General features: G+C 44.1%; 11 protein-coding genes and 1 pseudogene. 8 read left to right on the forward strand and 4 right to left on the reverse strand.

All coding sequences use genetic code 11. The annotated features are described in order from the left end of the window. Positions 1-167: 167 nt before the first annotated feature. The 3 genes and pseudogenes from ppk1 to H524_RS14790 all read right to left on the reverse strand — a co-directional run. Positions 168-2219: pseudogene (ppk1, locus tag H524_RS14785) on the reverse strand (polyphosphate kinase 1); the annotation flags it as partial. A gap of 682 nt (positions 2220-2901) precedes the next feature. Further along, entirely contained in the window at positions 2902-4356 is a 1455-nt protein-coding gene (locus H524_RS0107105; protein WP_027939720.1) for a hypothetical protein, read from the reverse strand. A gap of 181 nt (positions 4357-4537) precedes the next feature. Continuing rightward, positions 4538-4939: an outer membrane protein assembly factor BamE gene (locus H524_RS14790; protein ID WP_044121717.1), complete on the reverse strand. Its 402-nt coding sequence runs from the start codon at positions 4937-4939 to the stop codon at positions 4538-4540. A gap of 657 nt (positions 4940-5596) precedes the next feature. On the opposite strand from H524_RS14790, the gene grpE reads away from it, so the two are divergent. The 4 genes from grpE to greA all read left to right on the forward strand — a co-directional run bounded on the left by grpE (position 5597) and on the right by greA (position 11638). Further along, positions 5597-6352 carry a nucleotide exchange factor GrpE gene (grpE, locus tag H524_RS0107115; RefSeq protein ID WP_052338972.1) on the forward strand — a complete coding sequence of 252 codons (756 nt, stop codon included), beginning with the start codon at positions 5597-5599 and terminating at the stop codon, positions 6350-6352. Positions 6353-6963: 611 nt separating this feature from the next. Further along, positions 6964-8904: a molecular chaperone DnaK gene (dnaK, locus tag H524_RS0107120; protein WP_027939722.1), complete on the forward strand. Its 1941-nt coding sequence runs from the start codon at positions 6964-6966 to the stop codon at positions 8902-8904. A 362-nt stretch (positions 8905-9266) separates the two neighbouring features. After that, positions 9267-10499: a molecular chaperone DnaJ gene (dnaJ, locus tag H524_RS0107125; protein ID WP_027939723.1), complete on the forward strand. Its 1233-nt coding sequence runs from the start codon at positions 9267-9269 to the stop codon at positions 10497-10499. A gap of 653 nt (positions 10500-11152) precedes the next feature. Beyond that, positions 11153-11638 carry a transcription elongation factor GreA gene (gene greA / locus H524_RS0107130; RefSeq protein WP_027939724.1) on the forward strand — a complete coding sequence of 162 codons (486 nt, stop codon included), beginning with the start codon at positions 11153-11155 and terminating at the stop codon, positions 11636-11638. Between the two features lie 386 nt (positions 11639-12024). On the opposite strand, the gene yhbY is transcribed toward greA, so the two are convergent. Then, positions 12025-12312, reverse strand: a complete 288-nt coding sequence (gene yhbY, locus H524_RS0107135; protein WP_027939725.1) for a ribosome assembly RNA-binding protein YhbY — start codon at positions 12310-12312, stop codon at positions 12025-12027. A gap of 625 nt (positions 12313-12937) precedes the next feature. On the opposite strand from yhbY, the gene rlmE reads away from it, so the two are divergent. From rlmE to H524_RS0107155, 4 genes are all read left to right on the forward strand, one after another. Continuing rightward, on the forward strand, positions 12938-13609 hold the full coding sequence (gene rlmE / locus H524_RS0107140; RefSeq protein WP_027939726.1) for a 23S rRNA (uridine(2552)-2'-O)-methyltransferase RlmE: 672 nt from the start codon (positions 12938-12940) through the stop codon (positions 13607-13609). Positions 13610-13935: 326 nt separating this feature from the next. Beyond that, positions 13936-16086: an ATP-dependent zinc metalloprotease FtsH gene (ftsH, locus tag H524_RS14795; RefSeq protein ID WP_084281701.1), complete on the forward strand. Its 2151-nt coding sequence runs from the start codon at positions 13936-13938 to the stop codon at positions 16084-16086. A gap of 333 nt (positions 16087-16419) precedes the next feature. Further along, positions 16420-17391, forward strand: coding sequence for a flagellin N-terminal helical domain-containing protein (locus H524_RS0107150; RefSeq protein ID WP_027939727.1), 972 nt, complete (start codon positions 16420-16422; stop codon positions 17389-17391). A 330-nt stretch (positions 17392-17721) separates the two neighbouring features. Continuing rightward, on the forward strand, positions 17722-17993 hold a 272-nt coding region (locus H524_RS0107155), incomplete at its 3' end, for a flagellin N-terminal helical domain-containing protein (RefSeq protein WP_027939728.1).

Raw genomic sequence — 17993 nt, forward strand, 5'->3', positions numbered from 1 at the left:
TCTGTCTTTTCTGACTTATCTGATTTTTCAGACTTGTCGGCCTTGCTTGACTTGCTCTTTGATGCATCGCTGCTTTGTGCTTGAGCGGAGCTAGACTTGCTTTGAGTTGACTGAGCGTTCATGGCATCGCTAGAGCGCTTCTCTTTTAAAGCTTCAGTAAGCTTCAACTCCACATTCTCAAGGTACTTGTGAATCTCGATTTGGGAGCGAATCTTTGGAGCATTAGGAGTGTAAGGTACGTACTCATTCTTCTGATCTGCATCGATAATACGAGCCTTCTGATTATCGCTCTCTTGAATCTTGAAGATTGTACGGATGCGTTCACGCAGTACAGGATCTAATACTGGGGTACCAACCTCGATACGGTGATCGAGGTTACGGGTCATCCAGTCTGCTGATGAGATATAGAGCTCTTCATCATTGTTGTTGCAGAAGATCATGACACGTGGGTGCTCTAAGAAACGGTCAACTACAGAAGTGATGTAGATGTTCTCAGATAAGCCCTCAATGCCTGGACGCAGTGAGCACATTCCTCGGATGATAGCGCGGATCTTAACGCCTGCCTGAGATGCCTTGTAAAGACGAGCAATCAGGCCGTCATCAACTAAGTTATTAACCTTGAGGTTGATATAGGATGGCAGACCCATGCTTGCATTCTCAATCTCACGATCGATCATGGCGTAAATGCGTTGACGAGCGTTGATTGGAGAAACTAAGAGCTTATCAAATCGTGGACGAGTATATGGGTACTCAATAAAGTCAAAGACGTTTAATACCTCACGAGTCTGGGCATCATCACGAGTAAACAGAGCAAAGTCAGTGTAGATCTTGGCAGTCTTCTCGTTAAAGTTACCAGTACCAATGTGAGCATAGTGAACGGTTCTACCATTTTCCTTACGGGTGACTAAGCACAGCTTAGAGTGAATCTTTAAGGTTGGCAGACCGAAGAGAACCTTAACGCCAGCGTCAGTTAAGTGAGATGCCCACTTAATGTTGTTAGCCTCATCAAAGCGAGCCTTAAGCTCAACCACTACGGTGACGCGCTTACCGTTATTAGCAGCATCGATAAGTGAGTCGATTACGCGGCTATTGCGAGCAACACGGTAGATGTTGATACGAATAGCGGTAACCTTTGGATCGTAGGAAGCCTGACGTAAGAACTCAGTGAAGTATTCAAATGAGTAGTATGGGTAGTAAAGCAGGATATCGCCTGCAGAAATAGCATCAAAAGCATTGATGTAGCTGTCAAACTGAGTTGAGCGTACTGGCGCTAATGATGGATATTCAAACTCCTCAGAGTGACCCACACTTGGGAAGGATAAGAAGTCCTTAAAGTTATGGTAACGGTTACCAGCCATGCAAGAGTCGATGTCAGACAGATGGAGCTCATCGGTCATGAAAGACACCATCTCAGGAGGCATTGCTCTGTCATAAGCAAAGCGTACTGGCATGGCGCTTAAACGCTGCTTTAAGGAGTTAGACATGTTCTCAAGTACGGACATGTCTACATTAGAGAGCAGGTCGTACTCGGAGTCACGGTTCATCTTAATGGAGTAGGCCTCGATGGTATCGTAATCAAAGAAGCTCTTGAAGATGTCGTCAAGGCAGATACGAATTACGTTATCAAGGAACATTAAGGTAGTTTCGCCTTCTTGAGTAGGCATACTGATAAAGCGAGGAACTACATCAGATGGAATCTCAATTAAGGCATAGGAATGATCTTTGCCAGTCATGCGTACGAGCAGGTAGGTGTACTGATCGCGCATGAACTTAACTAGATCAATGTGCTCATTGAAGATGATTGGATTGATGTGCTTGAGCACGTGACGACGGAAGTAGCTACGAATCCAACTCTTTTGGCTTTCGGTAACTTCAGTCTCATCTCTTAAGTAGATCTTGTTGTCGGCAAGCTCTTGAACCAGAGTACGGTAAATGCGGTTAACTTCTTTTTGATAGGAGCCAACTACAGTCTGTACGCTCTTGAGCAGCTTAGTACTCTCACGACCAGAACCATTCTCTTTGTTAATGATGATCTGGCGCTTGAGGTTAGCTACACGAACCTTGAAGTATTCGTCTTGGTTATTAGCGTAGATACCTAAGAAGCGAATCTTTTCAATGAGTGGCACAGATTGGTCGGCAGCCTCTTGAAGCACACGGCCATTAAAGGATAACCAAGATAGCTCCTTCGGTACCAAATCAAGTTGAGTTTCTTCTGACATGACCAATCCCTGTAGACATGAAAAAAATAAGACACCATGAGCCACAATCTAAAGTTGCATCACTTTTCTAATGATGAATCGTTTACAACTAAACTTTTGAAAAGTTGTATGTGTAAAGGATTGTAGTGATTTGCTTTAGCAAAATGGAACTTAACTTTTTAAGTTGAGTGGGTGTCGTTGGCTCTAAAAAGCCATAGTATATGCGGTAAAAATTAAGTTCTTGTTAAGTTAGATCAACTGATCTAGACAACAAAAATACACTCATGTTTTGCCGAAAATCGCCTCGATATTACAAATTGAGGCCGACCTAACATTGTACGCCAGCTCATCGCAATTCCGCTTAGCACTGTATACAAATACAGTTGTACATCACGCTTTAGATCCAAACAAGTATTAAGACAAGATCTGCAAGTACATTAAGACAAAATAGTAGAGTTTTGGGCAAAAATAGTTTTATGGGCAGCTCTCGTAGAGCTTAATGCTAGATAACAGACTGCTTCTTATAGCCTTGCGTAAATGCAAAGAGAGCTATTGCATGCGCCTAGACGTTTGAGGCTGTGGCTAAGTATAAAGAGCTTATGGAGGTGGCTTATTAAAGCGCTAAGAATACATAAATATGTATCTCGCCTCTAGATAGTGGCACGAGGGTGGTGCTGCTCATTGAAGGCGAGATAGTGAAGCATTAGTTGCTATCTTGCTGATTAGATATGGCTGCAGCTGCTGCTTCGGCTTTTTCTTTGGCTTGCTTAAGGCGCTCTTCATGACGCTCAATCAGTCGCTGATGGGCCTCTTTGATATCTTTATCTGCTTTTGGAGTGATAGCTTGAGATCCTTTGCTATCAGCAGATGAGTTATTCTTTGGTGCTTTCTCATAGAACTCTAATGGAATGTTTAGCTCAGCTTCGTTGCTCTTAAGAATATCCTCAGTGACAGCCTCAGATGGAACATTTGGCATTGCGTAACCTTGAGATGCATTAGCCTCAGGCATGTTCTTTCCAGTTGCATCTGGCATGTTCTTATCTTGTGCCTCAGAAGCATCTGTTGGTGCTGTATTCTCTGTTGAAACGCTCACACTTGATGAACCATTGAGTTCTTGGCGGGCGCTGTTGCTAATTGCAGCTTTATTCTTGGTCTGTAAGCTTTTTTCTTTGGATGCATTAGTTACATCTTGAGATTCATTAGTAATGGTTGCACCTGAAAAGTCTTTAGACTTTGTAGCCGTATTATCTTTAGCTTTCTTTGCAGGGCTCTTGTCAGTATCAAAGATATTGATGACAGAGCTGCTTTGTGGTTGCGCGTTTTGATCTTGGTTTACTGATCTTGTTTGTGGGTTACTCAAGATAAGATTGCTAGCTTCTTTGGCGTTAGCGGCACGTTGCTTCTTGCGTTCGTTGATGAGTGCTTCAAGATTATTCTTAATATCAGAGATGTCGTCAGCTTTTTGTTCCTTTTCTGCATTAGGAGCAGAGGCAGAGCTATTAGTGTCCTTTGCAGTATTTGTTGTCAGCTGTTGGTAATACGGTGATCCTGGTGTCATAAGTCCAGTGAGCATCTGTCCTGCAGCACGATTACCAAGACGGGCTGATTGCTCTAAGAGTTGCACGCCAATACCGATAGTACGAGGGTCTTGAATGAAGACTCGTCCAGCAACTTCAAGGCCATTGACCTCACCACGAATGTTAACGATACGCTGTAGCCAATATGCACCTTGAGTTGGCTGATTGTAAGCGTAGAAGTAACGAGCCACACGGGCGATCTTATTTGGCCTTACGATGATGTTGTCGTAAGGCATACGGTTGCCTTCAATCAAGGCTTTTAAAGCACAGCTTTCAAAGGCTTGGGTTGGCTTCATTCTTTGGTAAAGAAATGCACCGTGCGGATAGTCAGTAGTATTAGTGAAGGTGCTGTTATAAGTTTCAACGATCTCATAAAGATAAGTCAGATCGCCAGCCGCACATTCGATACACTTTTGGATGAAGAACTCAGTCTTAGTACGAGGCTTTTTTAAAACGATCTCTTCGCCTTGTTCTTCAACCATGATCTCCTCAGAGGTTTCATCACGGATAGAGCAGCCATTTAATAGCATGCTAGCGGTGAGTAATGCACATGATGCAAGAGTTATTTTTGCATATCTCATCGAAACGTCCCTCTGAGTTATCCATCTAACAGACTAAAGATACCACTTTTAGCGTCAGATTGAAGCGAGCGTAATAGCTTGATTAGTTAGTATGGTGAGCATACAAAAATGCCCGCGTTAACGCAGGCACTTTTAGAATTAATCTACGGTAGTAATGCTTAGCTTTTAGGCATTGAAAATACTACTGTGAATTGGCTGGCGCAATTACCATGTCCTCAGAGGAGATCTTCTGTACGCTATTTACGCCAGAGTTGAACTCTGCTGGTTTTTCAAAGTCGCCATGGATATCTACTAAGGTACGACCTTGGAAAATAGCGATTAAGGTCTTAATCTCTGGATCATTCCAACCCTGACGATGCAGCTGAGTGTAGTACCAACGGCTGTTATCTAAAGGATCGGTGAGCATTGGAGTGCCAAGAATAAAGCGTACCTGATCGTCAGTCATGCCTTGACGTAGCTTGTTGACTGCTTCTTGTTCAACGAAGTTGCCTTGGTCTAAATCGTAACGATAGGCACAACCGTTAGTTAAGGTGGCTAAAGTGGCGGTGAGTGCACCAATGAGTAAAATCTTGTTTAATCTCATGCTGATTGGCTCAAAGCTCTATTAACAGCAGCAGTCATGTAAAGGACAATCATCCTCTAGGCATATGCCATAACTGCAGGCAGCTATTGTGTATGCAGCTGTTGACTGCGGGTAATCGATCTGGCAGCTCATTAAGAGTGTGATCAGTTGTTAGGCTTGATTATAGCCTAACTTCACTTAGGGAATGCTTAGATATCTCCTTGAATCAGACTCTTTAGCTACGCAAAAGTTCACACATTGTATCAAAAGCACGAAAAAATTTGCCATAGCCACTTGAAAGATACTTTAATAGCCCCCATATGTAATCAAGTGCACTAATATTCAGTGCAAGAAGCAGCATGGTTTTATCTATCTTAAGAATCTTTTTGATAGCGTCAGGGTCACTTTTGTCAATTGACAGGGGCAGACTTTTAGAACATTATGCGATTGCTTTTGTCTTAGACAGCGTTAGTGCCTTGCTTTTTCCTCAGCGGTCTTAATAGTAAGTTGCTGAGGAAAAAGTAAGATACACTCTAGGCTCTAGTGATTGGGTTAACTAAGCGCCATTGAACATTCATTAGAATGTTCAGTTTAGTTCAAAGCGCTCTTAGCTAGATAGATACTATTTTAAGCCTAGACGCTGTATGTTTATGGTTTTTCATTTTTCAGGATATGCAGATGCAAGATAACGAAAAGCAGACTGTTCAGGATGCGCTCAACACTTTAAAGGCTAATAGCACTGACCGTGATGAAATCGCTGCCCGTATGGCTGCACAGGCTTATGCTAATAATGCAGCAATGGCACAGGACGCACAGCCACAGCAAGGCGCAGCTTTCAATGCCAATGGTGCTCCTGAGGATCAAAACGTAACTGCAGCAAATGATGCAGAAGTTCAGCAAGCAGAGATTACTGATGCAACTCCAGAGGAGCTTGCTGCTGAAGTAGCTAAGCTCCAGGGCGAAAACTCTGCTCTTAGCAATCAGGTTCACGAGCTAACTATGGCTCTTGCCTCTGAGCACGACAAGATGCTGCGTGCTGTAGCTGAGGCTGACAACGTACGTAAGAGAGCTGAGCAGGACGTTGATCGTGAGCGTAAGTACGCTTTAGAGAAGTTTGTTCGTTCTTTAATGCCTGTATACGATGCTCTTGAGAAGGCTTTAGAGTTCTCTGATCGTAACAATGAGGCTACCAAGGCTACCATTGATGGCATTGAGAACACCTTAACTCTGTTCTTAAAGGAAATGTCATCTTTTGGCGTAGAGCAGGTTGATCCTACTGGCAATCCATTTGATCCAAACTTCCACCAAGCTGTGTCCATGGTTCCATCTACTGATGTTCCAAACAACCACGTATTAAACACCATGCAAAAGGGCTTTACCTTAAATGGTCGTGTGGTTCGCCCTGCTATGGTTATCGTTGCTAAGGGCAACTAATAACTAAAAAGCTTCATTACAAAGTAATGAGCTAAACCCTACAACTTCGTATCTTTCGTAAGATACAGGTTGTAGGGTTTTTTCTTTATTTAGCACTTGAAAATAAGATCACCCATCCCCAAATAATCTAACAGAGCAGATAAGAACAAGGTTGTTCATAATGCTCAGCTTGAATCAGTAAGCTAACACTTAGCTTTAAAACATTTACTCAAGACATTCTTCTTTAAAAGAACGTTAACAGCGGAATATGTAAATGCTAGTTAAGTTACAAAAGTTTTACTGATTAAAATGCCTTGTTTATGGGGTTTGTAAATAAGTGCAAAAGAAAATTTAAAAAATTTTGTGATCAGTACTTGAAAACAAAATGTACTGACCCCACTTGTAATAACAGATAAGAAAAGAATTTCAAGAACCAAATGCACTGTGAGCCTCGTCAGTTATGGCAACGACTTACAGCTTGCTAAAAGAGGCTCTGCATAAGATATGACCGTGACATCCACTGAAACGATGTACGGCAAGACCAGTGCTAGAGTTTTTAAGAGAGCAAAGAGATGTAAGACTTTCTGAAAGCTCCTTGGTTCTTTACAGCTTTGACAGCGGAGATAAATCAAATGGGAAAGATTATTGGTATTGACTTAGGTACTACTAACTCTTGCGTTTCTGTTCTTGATGGCGACAAGGTTCGCGTTTTAGAGAACTCCGAGGGTCGTCGTACTACTCCTTCGATCGTTGCTTATGCTGATGATGGCGAGATCTTAGTGGGTGATGCTGCTAAGCGTCAGGCCGTTACCAATCCAGAGAAGACCTTATTCGCTATTAAGCGTTTAATCGGTCGTCGTTACGATGATGGTGAGGTTCAGCGCGACATCTCCATCATGCCTTTCAAGATTGTTAAGGCCGACAACGGTGATGCTTGGGTAAGCGTCAACGACAAGAAGCTTGCTCCTCCTCAGATTTCTGCAGAAGTCTTAAAGAAGATGAAGAAGACTGCAGAGGACATCTTAGGTGAGCCAGTTACTGAGGCCGTTATTACCTGCCCTGCATACTTCAACGACTCACAGCGTCAGGCTACTAAGGATGCTGGCCGTATTGCAGGTTTAGAGGTTAAGCGTATCATCAACGAGCCTACCGCAGCTGCTATTGCTTACGGTGAGGACAAGGCTAAGGGCGAGCAGAAGATTGCTGTTTACGACTTAGGTGGTGGTACTTTCGATATCTCCATTATTGATATCGACGAGATCGACGGTGAGAAGACCTTCGAGGTATTAGCAACCAACGGTGATACTCACTTAGGTGGTGAAGACTTCGATAACCGCATCATCAACTACCTCGTTGAAGAGTTCAAGAATCAGCAGAACGTAGATTTACGTAAAGATCAGTTAGCTCTGCAGCGTTTAAAGGAAGCTGCTGAAAAGGCTAAGTGCGAGCTGTCTTCTTCACAGCAGACCGATGTTAACCTGCCATACATCACCGCAGACGCATCTGGTCCTAAGCACATGAACATCAAGATCACTCGTGCTAAGTTAGAAGCTTTAGTTGAGGATCTGGTTAACAAGACCTTAGAGCCTGTTAAGATTGCTTTAAACGATGCTGGCTTAAGCGTTTCTGAGATCAGCGACGTTATCTTAGTTGGCGGTCAGACCCGTATGCCAATGGTTCAGAAGTTAGTTTCTGACTTCTTCGGCAAGGAGCCTCGTAAGGACGTAAACCCTGACGAAGCTGTTGCTATGGGTGCTGCAATTCAGGGTGGCGTGCTCTCAGGTGCTAAGAACGACGTGCTCTTACTGGACGTTACCCCACTGTCCTTAGGTATCGAGACCTTAGGCGGCGTAATGACCACCATGATTCCTAAGAACACCACCATCCCAGCTAAGAAGTCACAGGTTTACTCAACTGCTGAGGACAATCAGTCAGCTGTAACCATTCACGTTCTCCAGGGTGAGCGTAAGCGTGCCTCTGACAACAAGTCTTTAGGCCAGTTCAACTTAGAGGGTATCGAGCCTGCTCCACGTGGCATGCCACAGATTGAAGTAAGCTTCGACATCGATGCTGATGGTCTTATCCACGTATCTGCTAAGGATAAGAAGACTGGTAAAGAGCAGAAGATCACCATTCAGTCCTCTTCAGGTCTGTCTGAGGATGATATCGAGCGTATGGTACGCGAGGCAGAGCAGCACTCTGAGGAAGACAAGAAGTTTGAAGAGTTAGCTTCTGCACGTAACCGCGCTGACAACACCATCCACACTGTACGTAAGGAGTTAAACGACAAGAACGTACAGGGCGAGGACAAGGCTGAGGTTGAGCGTAACATCAACGCCCTTGAGCTTGCAGTTCGTGGCGATAACAAGGACGACATTGAGGCAGCTGAGAAGCGCGTCTTAGAGTCACTCCAGGCTATCTTAGCTCGTGCTCAGCAAGCTGCCGGTGCTCAGAGCGCTGGTGCTGGTGCATATCAGCAGGCTGATCAGGGTGCTCAGGCTAACCAGGGTTCATCACAGGATGACAATGTTGTAGACGCTGAGTTCGAAGAGGTTAAGGACGACAAGAAATAATTGTCCCCTCTAAACAATCTAAGCGTATGGCTAGCTAGTAAGTAGCTAGTCATAGCAAACAGCAAGATGGCTCAACCACCGCAAGGGGGTTGGGCCTGTTTAGCTAGAAAAGATGGTAAGATACGCAACTTAATTTGAGCGACAAGCTTACTTATTTTTGACTAAAAGCTGTTTAGGTCTTGCTTTAGTGCTTTGCAGGCATTGTGTCTTGGCAACAGAGTGCTAAAGCATGACAAGTTATTCACACTTTAGTTTTTGCAATATGTAGTAGTGCAGTGATTGCAGTGCAGCGAAAAGGCTTTAAGCTACATGCCTAAAGCTACAACTAAAGAGCAACACATACTGATTCTTTCGAGATAAGCATGGCAACAAAACGTGATTATTATGAGGTGTTAGGCGTCAAGAAAGGCGCAACTGATGATGAGATTAAGCGCTCATTCAAACGCCTCGCAATGAAGTATCACCCAGACCGTAATAAAGAAGCTGATGCGGGTGAGAAGTTCCGTGAGATCAATGAGGCATATCAAGTTCTTTCTGATCCAGCTAAGCGTCAGGCCTATGATGCAGGTGGCTTCTCTGCTGTAGACGGCTCTCGTGCTGATGATGGCGGCTTTGGTGGTTTCGGTGGATTTGGCGGTGCTGGTCCTGAGTTTGCTGACATCTTCTCGAGCATTTTCGGCGAGGGTGGTTTTGGCGGCATGGGCGGTCAGCGTCAACGTCGTCAATCTGGCCCTGTAAGATCTCGTGGTCGCGATTTACGTATCGTAGTTAACTTAACCTTAGAAGAGGCTGTTCAAGGTCTTACTAAAGAGATCAAGATTGAAACTCTTACTACTTGCCCAGACTGTAATGGTGAGGGTACTAAGGATCCTAAGAGCAGAAAGGCATGTCCATACTGCCACGGTTCTGGCGTAACAGTTTCACAGCAAGGCCCATTTGCTATTCAGCGTACCTGTGAGCACTGTAAGGGTGAGGGTTATGTAGTAACTGACCCATGTAAGCGCTGTCATGGTGAAGGCCGTATCAAGATGCCTCACACCGTCAAGATTAATATTCCTGGCGGCTTAGACACTGGTCAGCATGTAGTTGTATCAGGTGCTGGTGAGTCAGGTCAGCATGGCGGTCCAAACGGCGATCTGCTTGCTGTAATCCAGGTTGCAGAGCACAAGCTCTTCAAGCGTGACGGTGATAACCTCTACTGTGAAGTACCAATTAGCTTCACTACTGCAGCTTTAGGCGGCAAGGTAACTGTCCCAACCTTAGATGGAAAGCTTGCTATCACTGTTGAACCAGGCACTCAGACTGGTACTACCTTCAGACTTGCTGGTAAGGGTATTAAGGCAACTTACTCTAACCGTCCACGCGGTCACCTGTACTGCACTGTTGTAGTTGAGACCCCAGTAAACCTCAACGATTACCAAAAGGATCTGCTGCATAAGTTAGAGCAGTCACTTGAAGGTGAATCAAAGGACAGTAAGGATAAAAAAGAGGGTAAGAGCTCTACAGAGTCAGGCCACAGACCAAAGAGTGAAGACTTCATGGATAACATGAAATCATTCTTTAAAAACTTAGGTGGCGGCAAGAACTCTAAGTAGAGTCATATAAGACTCAACTATATAGCCTAAGGCTATATACAGACTCCATAGCGTGCTCTGACTAATGAGCATTTAGTTAGGGCATGCAACTGTCAAACATTAAAGCTTCACGGCAGCAATGCCATGAGGCTTTTTTCATACATACTTGCATCAAAGCAATAGCACCAACAAACTCAAAGTACACATCAGAGCAACCATTAAGCACGACCTAAAAAGGCCATGTAACAGTTGTTTTGCAATTCTGCTGTGCACTTAGTTAAGCTACTTTTTGGACTAAACAACAAAGCGAGCGAGCGCGTGCTATAATTGCTAAACTCTTTTAGCCGTAGCAGCACACACTGTAGTGGTGGTTTTAGCTACTGCTTTATTACAGAATTCATATGCAAGACGTCTGGTGCATAGCGCTCTAGACGTTTTTTGTTTTTTACAAAATCACTTTCGTCTCGAACTGTCCTCAAGTTCTGAGTTTCACGGCCTCATTGTAAATGACTTAGCTACGATCTAGCTATCGAGCTTTTAGGCAGTGATCCGCTTTTAGGATAAGCAGCGTTAGTGATCTTTGATCTCCAACTCTTTGCATATCAGCGATCTAGTGCATTACTTAATGACTAGCTTAAACATGCATACTTGGAGATTGAACTTTTGAGGAAATTATGGAACAGACTCCGATGACTGCTCGCGGTGAGCAACTTTTACGTGATGAATTAGAGCGCCTGAAGACTCAGGAGCGTCCACGCATTACCGCAGCCATTGCAGAGGCTCGTAGCCACGGCGATCTGAGCGAAAACGCTGAGTACGATGCAGCTAAAGAAGAGCAAGGCTTATGCGAAGCCCGTATCAAGGACATTGAAGCTAAGCTTGCTTCAGCTAACATCATCGATGTGACTAAGCTTGCTCATAATGGCCCATTAAAGGTTGTGTTTGGCTCAACCGTAACTGTGCTTGATGTTGATACTGAAGAAGAAATCACCTACAAGATCGTAGGCGAGGACGAGGCATCTATCGAGAACAACCTCATGTCCTACAAGACTCCTATCGCTAAGGGCTTACTTGGCAAGGTAGAAGAGGACGAGGTTGCTATTAAGATCCCTAAGGGCACCGTTACTTACGAGATCTTAAAGGTTGAATATATTGCCTAAGTGGCCATCATCAATCTAAGCGCAAGCCTAACAAAATACTGCTAGGCAAGCGCCTCATCCTAGGCCGTTGTAGCGTACAAAGCGCTACAGCGGCCTTTGTTATTTTGGCCACTACAAAACAAAGCCAAACAAAGCCAAACACAGTAAAGCCAAATAAAGCAAAGCAAAGCAAAGCCAAACCAAACAAATCTAGCCACGCACTGTCACCAAAAGGGTGAAGCTGCGTAAGGCCTTGTGAAGAAAAAGAAAAAGATCGCGATCTGTAAAAAGATCATGAGGTGAGCTTGTGATCGAGAGGATTGCTAGGATTTTGCAGGTCTAAGAAAAAGCAAAGCCCGAACAGCTTAGCTGTATCGGGCTTTTTGAAGCTTTAATTGCCTGTATGCTTAGCGAGGCAGAATGAAGCGGCTTTCTTTGTTCTGACGGAACAGAATAGCAACGCGGCCAACTACATTAACAAGTTCTGCCTGAACAGCATCAGCAGCTTGCTGAGCCTGTTCTTTGCGGCCTTCACCGGCATTGAGCTTGACCTTAATCAACTCGTGATGCTCGATTGAGCTGTCAATCTCTTTGATGACATTCTCAGAAAGTCCATCAGAACCGAGCATAACAACTGGATTTAAAGCATGAGCCTGTGCCTTTAAGAACTGGCGCTGCTTTGTGTTTAATGCCATATGTGTATTATTCCTAGTGATCTCAGACATTAGGTCTGATCGATTAGCCAGACAAAAGGTCTGACCGGCTCACATTCTATCAGATCCGCTACACATTAAAAGATCTTTCTTAGCAAAAGCCTTGTGTATGCCATCTACAAACAGCTAAACAGAGTCTATATCCTAAAGCTAGGTTATGACAGGTTATTGTGAATGCGTAGCATCTAATTTAAGTGCCTAGTGCTTGATAAATTCTCTTGTCTTAGCGCTTGGGCAATAAGGGTTATGATTTATGCATTTTAAGCATGCATAGATGCATATTTGAGAGTCTAAGATAGTGCGAGTAATTGCTTGTGAGCAATCGCTAAAAGTGAGACAAATTCGATTGCTATGAGCTTACTCATATTTTTTGCTTTTGTTTCTCGCTTTTTCACCGCTATCTGGGATCCTATGGTACAAAGTCATGTGCATACTTAAAGCGAATAAAGCGATTATCTTAGCTATTAGTCAATAGCCAAGATGCTTAAGATTATCCCGAGTTATAGCCCTTTTCGTGAAAAAACAGCGGCTTGCTAATGTATAATCGTATTCTTGCACACATACTATGAGCTATGTGTAGTTAGTTAATTGTCTTGGGAAATCAGATATGCCTGTACGTAAAAGAAGCGCAAGTTCCACCAGATGGCTTAAGGAGCACTTTGACGATCCTTTCGTTAAAGAGGCCCATAAGCGCGGACTGCGTTCACGTGCGACTTTCAAGCTTGAAGAGCTGCAAAAGAAAGATCGTCTGATCCGCCCTGGAAACATCGTTGTAGATCTCGGTGCCGCTCCAGGTGGTTGGTCTGAGTATGCAATTAAGTGTGTCGGTGAAAGTGGCCGTATTGTCGCATGTGACATTCTGCCAATGCGTCCGATCCGCAACGTAGATTTTTTACAAGGTGACTTCAGAGAAGACGCTGTATTTACCAAGCTCTACGGCATGATTGGCGGTGGTGCTGATGTGGTTTTATCTGACATGGCTCCAAACATGTCAGGCAACAAGGCCATCGATCAACCACGTGCCATGCTGTTAACCGAGCTTGCTTTAGACATGGCTCGCCGCGTTTTAAAAGAGGGCGGTAGCTTTGTAGTGAAAGTATTCACAGGCTCAGGCTCTCAAGAGTTCTTAGCCGAGCTGAAAAAAGACTTCACTAGCGTGCGTGTACGTAAGCCAGAGGCTTCACGTGATCGTTCAAGTGAGGTTTACATGGTTGCAACTGGCTTTAAGGGCCATGAGCTTTCAGGTGTAGCACCTGAAATGGATAGCACCAACTCATAGGCAGTGCTAAGTTTAAGCAAAGCCTTGGTGAATATAATCAAACTCTTAAACTAGATAAGCTCTGTCATAGTTAAGACAAAGTTATAATTAGCCTCTCAAGAGGCCTAGTACAGATTTTTCGATCGTCTGTGGGCATAAAGATTCACACGAAATAAGCTTGTGATGAAGTGTGCGCATGATGATTATCAGGTGGGAAACCGCCAAACAAGACTTTAAAAGCCTAGCTTTAGTGAGCTTGCGTTTTTAGTCTTGATGCCGATTTATTGTATGTTTCCAGACATTGCAGCAGGTGCTGTAGTTTCTTTCGGGAACTTAATGAGGAAGTAATGGCAAAGAACTTAATCCTGTGGCTTGTGATTGCGATAATTCTGATGTCGCTGTTCGAGTCATTCAACAGCTCAGATAACAATGGTCGTACCATTGATTACACTAGCTTTATTTCGTCTGTACAGAACGACCAAGTTCAGGAAGTTGTGTTTGACGGATCTGTAATCAACGGCTTAAAGCGTAACGGTGAGCAGTTCACTACCGTAATGCCTATTCATGACAGTGCTATCTTGGATTCTCTGTTAAGCCATAACGTACGTACTTCAGGTACACGTCCTGAGGAGCCAGGTTTACTGACCTCAATTCTGGTTTCTTGGATGCCAATGTTGCTCTTAATCGGTGTGTGGATCTTCTTCATGCGCCAGATGCAAGGTGGCTCAAAGGGCAATCCGCTGTCATTTGGTAAGAGCAAGGCTAAGCTCTTAAGTGAAAGCCAGGTTAAGACCACTTTTGGTGACGTTGCTGGTTGCGACGAGGCCAAGGAAGATGTTGTCGAGTTAGTCGACTTCTTACGTGACCCATCTAAGTATCAGAAGTTAGGTGGCCGTATTCCTCGTGGTGTTCTGATGGTTGGCCCTCCAGGTACTGGTAAGACCTTACTTGCCCGTGCTATTGCTGGTGAGGCAAAAGTACCATTCTTCTCTATTTCTGGTTCTGACTTCGTAGAAATGTTCGTTGGTGTGGGTGCATCCCGTGTCCGTGACATGTTCGCACAGGCCAAGAAGAATGCTCCTTGTATCGTATTCATCGACGAAATTGACGCTGTAGGTCGTAAAAGAGGTGTTGGTTTAGGCGGTGGTCACGATGAGCGTGAGCAGACCTTAAACCAGTTACTCGTTGAAATGGACGGCTTTGAAGGCTTCGAGGCTGTAATCGTAATTGCAGCAACCAACCGTCCTGATGTATTAGATCCAGCGTTATTACGTCCAGGCCGTTTTGACCGTCAAGTAACTGTTGGTCTGCCTGATGTTCGTGGCCGTGAGCAGATCTTAAAGGTACACATGAAGAAGGTACCTTTAAACTCTGACGTTGATGCTGCTTTACTTGCTCGTGGTACTCCAGGCTTCTCTGGTGCTGAGCTTGCTAACTTAGTTAACGAAGCAGCTTTATCTGCAGCTCGTGCAAATCTGCGTACTGTTGGTATGCGTGAGTTTGAGCAGGCTAAGGATAAGCTCTTAATGGGTGCTGAGCGTCGTAGCTTAATCATGAATGATCATGAAAAGGCTAACACTGCATACCACGAGGCAGGCCATGCTATCGTTGGTCGCTTAGTTCCAGATCATGACCCAGTTTATAAGGTATCCATTATTCCTCGTGGTCGTGCTTTAGGTGTTACTTCATACTTGCCTGAGCAAGATCGCTATAGCCAGTCTAAGCAGTATCTGTTATCTAGAATTTCAGCACTGTTTGCTGGTCGTTTAGCAGAGGAAATCGCTTTTGGCGAGGATGCCGTAACTACTGGTGCATCTAATGATATTGAGAGAGCAACTGATATTGCTCGTCGCATGGTGACCCGTTGGGGCTTCTCTAAGAGATTGCCACCAATGCAGTTTGACCAAGACCAAGATCAGTCTCAGTACTTAGGTGGTGGTCATGTTTCCACTATGCCAGTATCTGACAAGACTACTCTCATCATTGATGAGGAAGTTACTGCAATCATCAACTTCTGCTATGACAGAGCTAAGACCATGCTTACCGAGAATCGCGATATTCTCGAGGCTATGAAGGATGCTCTGCTCAAGTATGAGACCATTGATGCAGCTCAAATTGATGACTTAATGAATCGTCGTCCATGCCGTGCTCCATCTGAGACTGGCGTATATGACAAGAAGTCATCTGACTCTAATGGCTCTAACGGCGATGCTAAGAACGAAAAGAGCGCATCAACTGAAGAGTCAAAGTCTGAGTCAAGCTCAGATTCTAAGAGTGATTCAACTGAGTCTTCTTCTGAGCAGCCTAAGCAAGATAATGCTGCATCAGCTCAAAGCACTGACTCAAATAAGAGTGAATCTGCAGATAATAGCGAGAAGCAAGCTGAGAGCAGCACCGAGTCAAAGGCTGAAGAGGCAGCTCCTATGAGTGAAGAAAAGGCCGGCACTTGGCCATTCAACACTCCTAGCGGTAAGAATGCTGACGACGATAAGAAGTAATCTAGACTCGTCAATAAATTAAAAAAAGCCCCGATCTGTTAACAGATGCGGGGCTTTTTTTATCCTTAAGCTCGATATCCAATTTAACGATTAAGCCGCATTATGGTTTTATTAAGCACTGTAGTTGCTTTAAAGACATTTGAGTTTACGTCCAATTTTAATTAGCCTAGCTGCAGCCGATATATTAAGATATATGAGTCAAGTTCGTTCAGTCGTTGTTTATGTTCGGCAGGCTAAGTCCTCACGGCTTATTCTGAACTTGCTATCACTGTGTTGATTACTCGATTACATGCTTATTAATGGCTAGCTAGTTCATGAATAGAGGGGTTAGAAATGGCAGTATATGTAAATACAAATGTCAGCTCCTTAAATGGTCGCCGCTCTCTGGATAATGTCCAGAATCAACTTACTACAACCTACAAGCGCCTCTCCTCAGGTATGCGCATTAATTCTGCAAAGGACGATGCTGCTGGTTTACAAATTTCCGATCGCCTTACCTCCCAAATCAATGGACTTAATCAAGGCAATCGCAACGCTAATGATGGTATTGCGCTCTTACAGACAATTGATGGCGCAGTAGAGGAAATTACAGGCAGTTTACAACGTGCTCGTACTTTATTAGTACAAGCAGCAAATGGCACCAATACCGCATCAGATCTAAAAGCTTTAGAAACTGAAATTGGTACTACGCTCTTAAACGCTGCAGCCATTGCTACTGACACCACTTTTGCTGGCAAGAAGATTCTTGAAGGCCACATGAAAAATAATGATGACATTTATGAAAGTGTAGCCAATGGTAAGAACTTCGATCCTGGTATTATGAGATTACAGGTAGGCGCTAATAGCGGTGATGTAATTGTAGCTACTATTAAGAGCTTCTTTGTTCCAGAAATTGTTAACGGTACTCAAGTTGACTATAACGGTAGGAAACAAAGTATCGCTGATATTTCTGCTGGTGCTTTTGATATTCAGCAAGGTCAAGATAATAGAGCTGATGCCATGACAGTAAAAATTGCTACTCATGACGATGCTCGTAATGCTCTTGCTGCTATTGATTTTGTGATTGCTGAGGTCGACTCACGTCGTGCCGAGGTAGGTGCTTATATGAACCGCCTTGAATCCTCTATTCGCAATCAATCTAATGTTGCTGCTAACGAAGCTGATGCTCGTAGCCGTATTCGTGATGCTGACTTTGCCGAAGAGTCTGCTAACTTATCTCAGCAGTCCATTATCCAGCAGGCAGCTGCTTCCATGCTGATGCAGGCTAACACCCGTCCTCAGCTTGGCCTGAGCTTACTTGGCTAATAGCATAGTTTAAGATTTCTTTTGAATTCTCAAAAAGGCCCTGATTCTGCAAGGTTTCAGGGCCTTTTGTATTTCATGGGGTTAAGGCGAAATCCGTATTGCTTTCGTAAAAATTGGTGTCTTTAAAATAGTTTTGAATAGGGCTGTTAATTAATATTGATGATGGCCGTAAACATAAGTAGAGAAATGAGTTCTTTCTCGCGATAGCTTGAGATCTTGGAGGTCTCTTCGCTACGAAGTACCTCAGATCACATACATGCTCTTGCAAAACAGGCCTCTATCACCTGTTTGATTGTGGTATCGAGCATAATTAGATTAAGGAGATAGGTCATGGCCGTATATGTAAACACAAATTACAGCGCTCTGCAGGGCCAGCGCTACTTAGGCAATGTCCAGAACCAGCTCACTACTACATACCAAAGATTATCAAGTGGTATGCGTATCAATAGCGCTAAAGACGACGCTGCAGGCCTCCAGATCGCCGATCGTTTAACCTCCCAGATTAATGGACTCAACCAAGGCAACCGCAACGCCTCTGACGGTATTGCTCTTGCCCAGACCATGGAAGCTGGCATGGACGAAATCTCTGGCATGCTCCAGAA

This window comes from Anaerobiospirillum succiniciproducens DSM 6400, from assembly GCF_000482845.1.
GTDB lineage: Bacteria > Pseudomonadota > Gammaproteobacteria > Enterobacterales > Succinivibrionaceae > Anaerobiospirillum > Anaerobiospirillum succiniciproducens.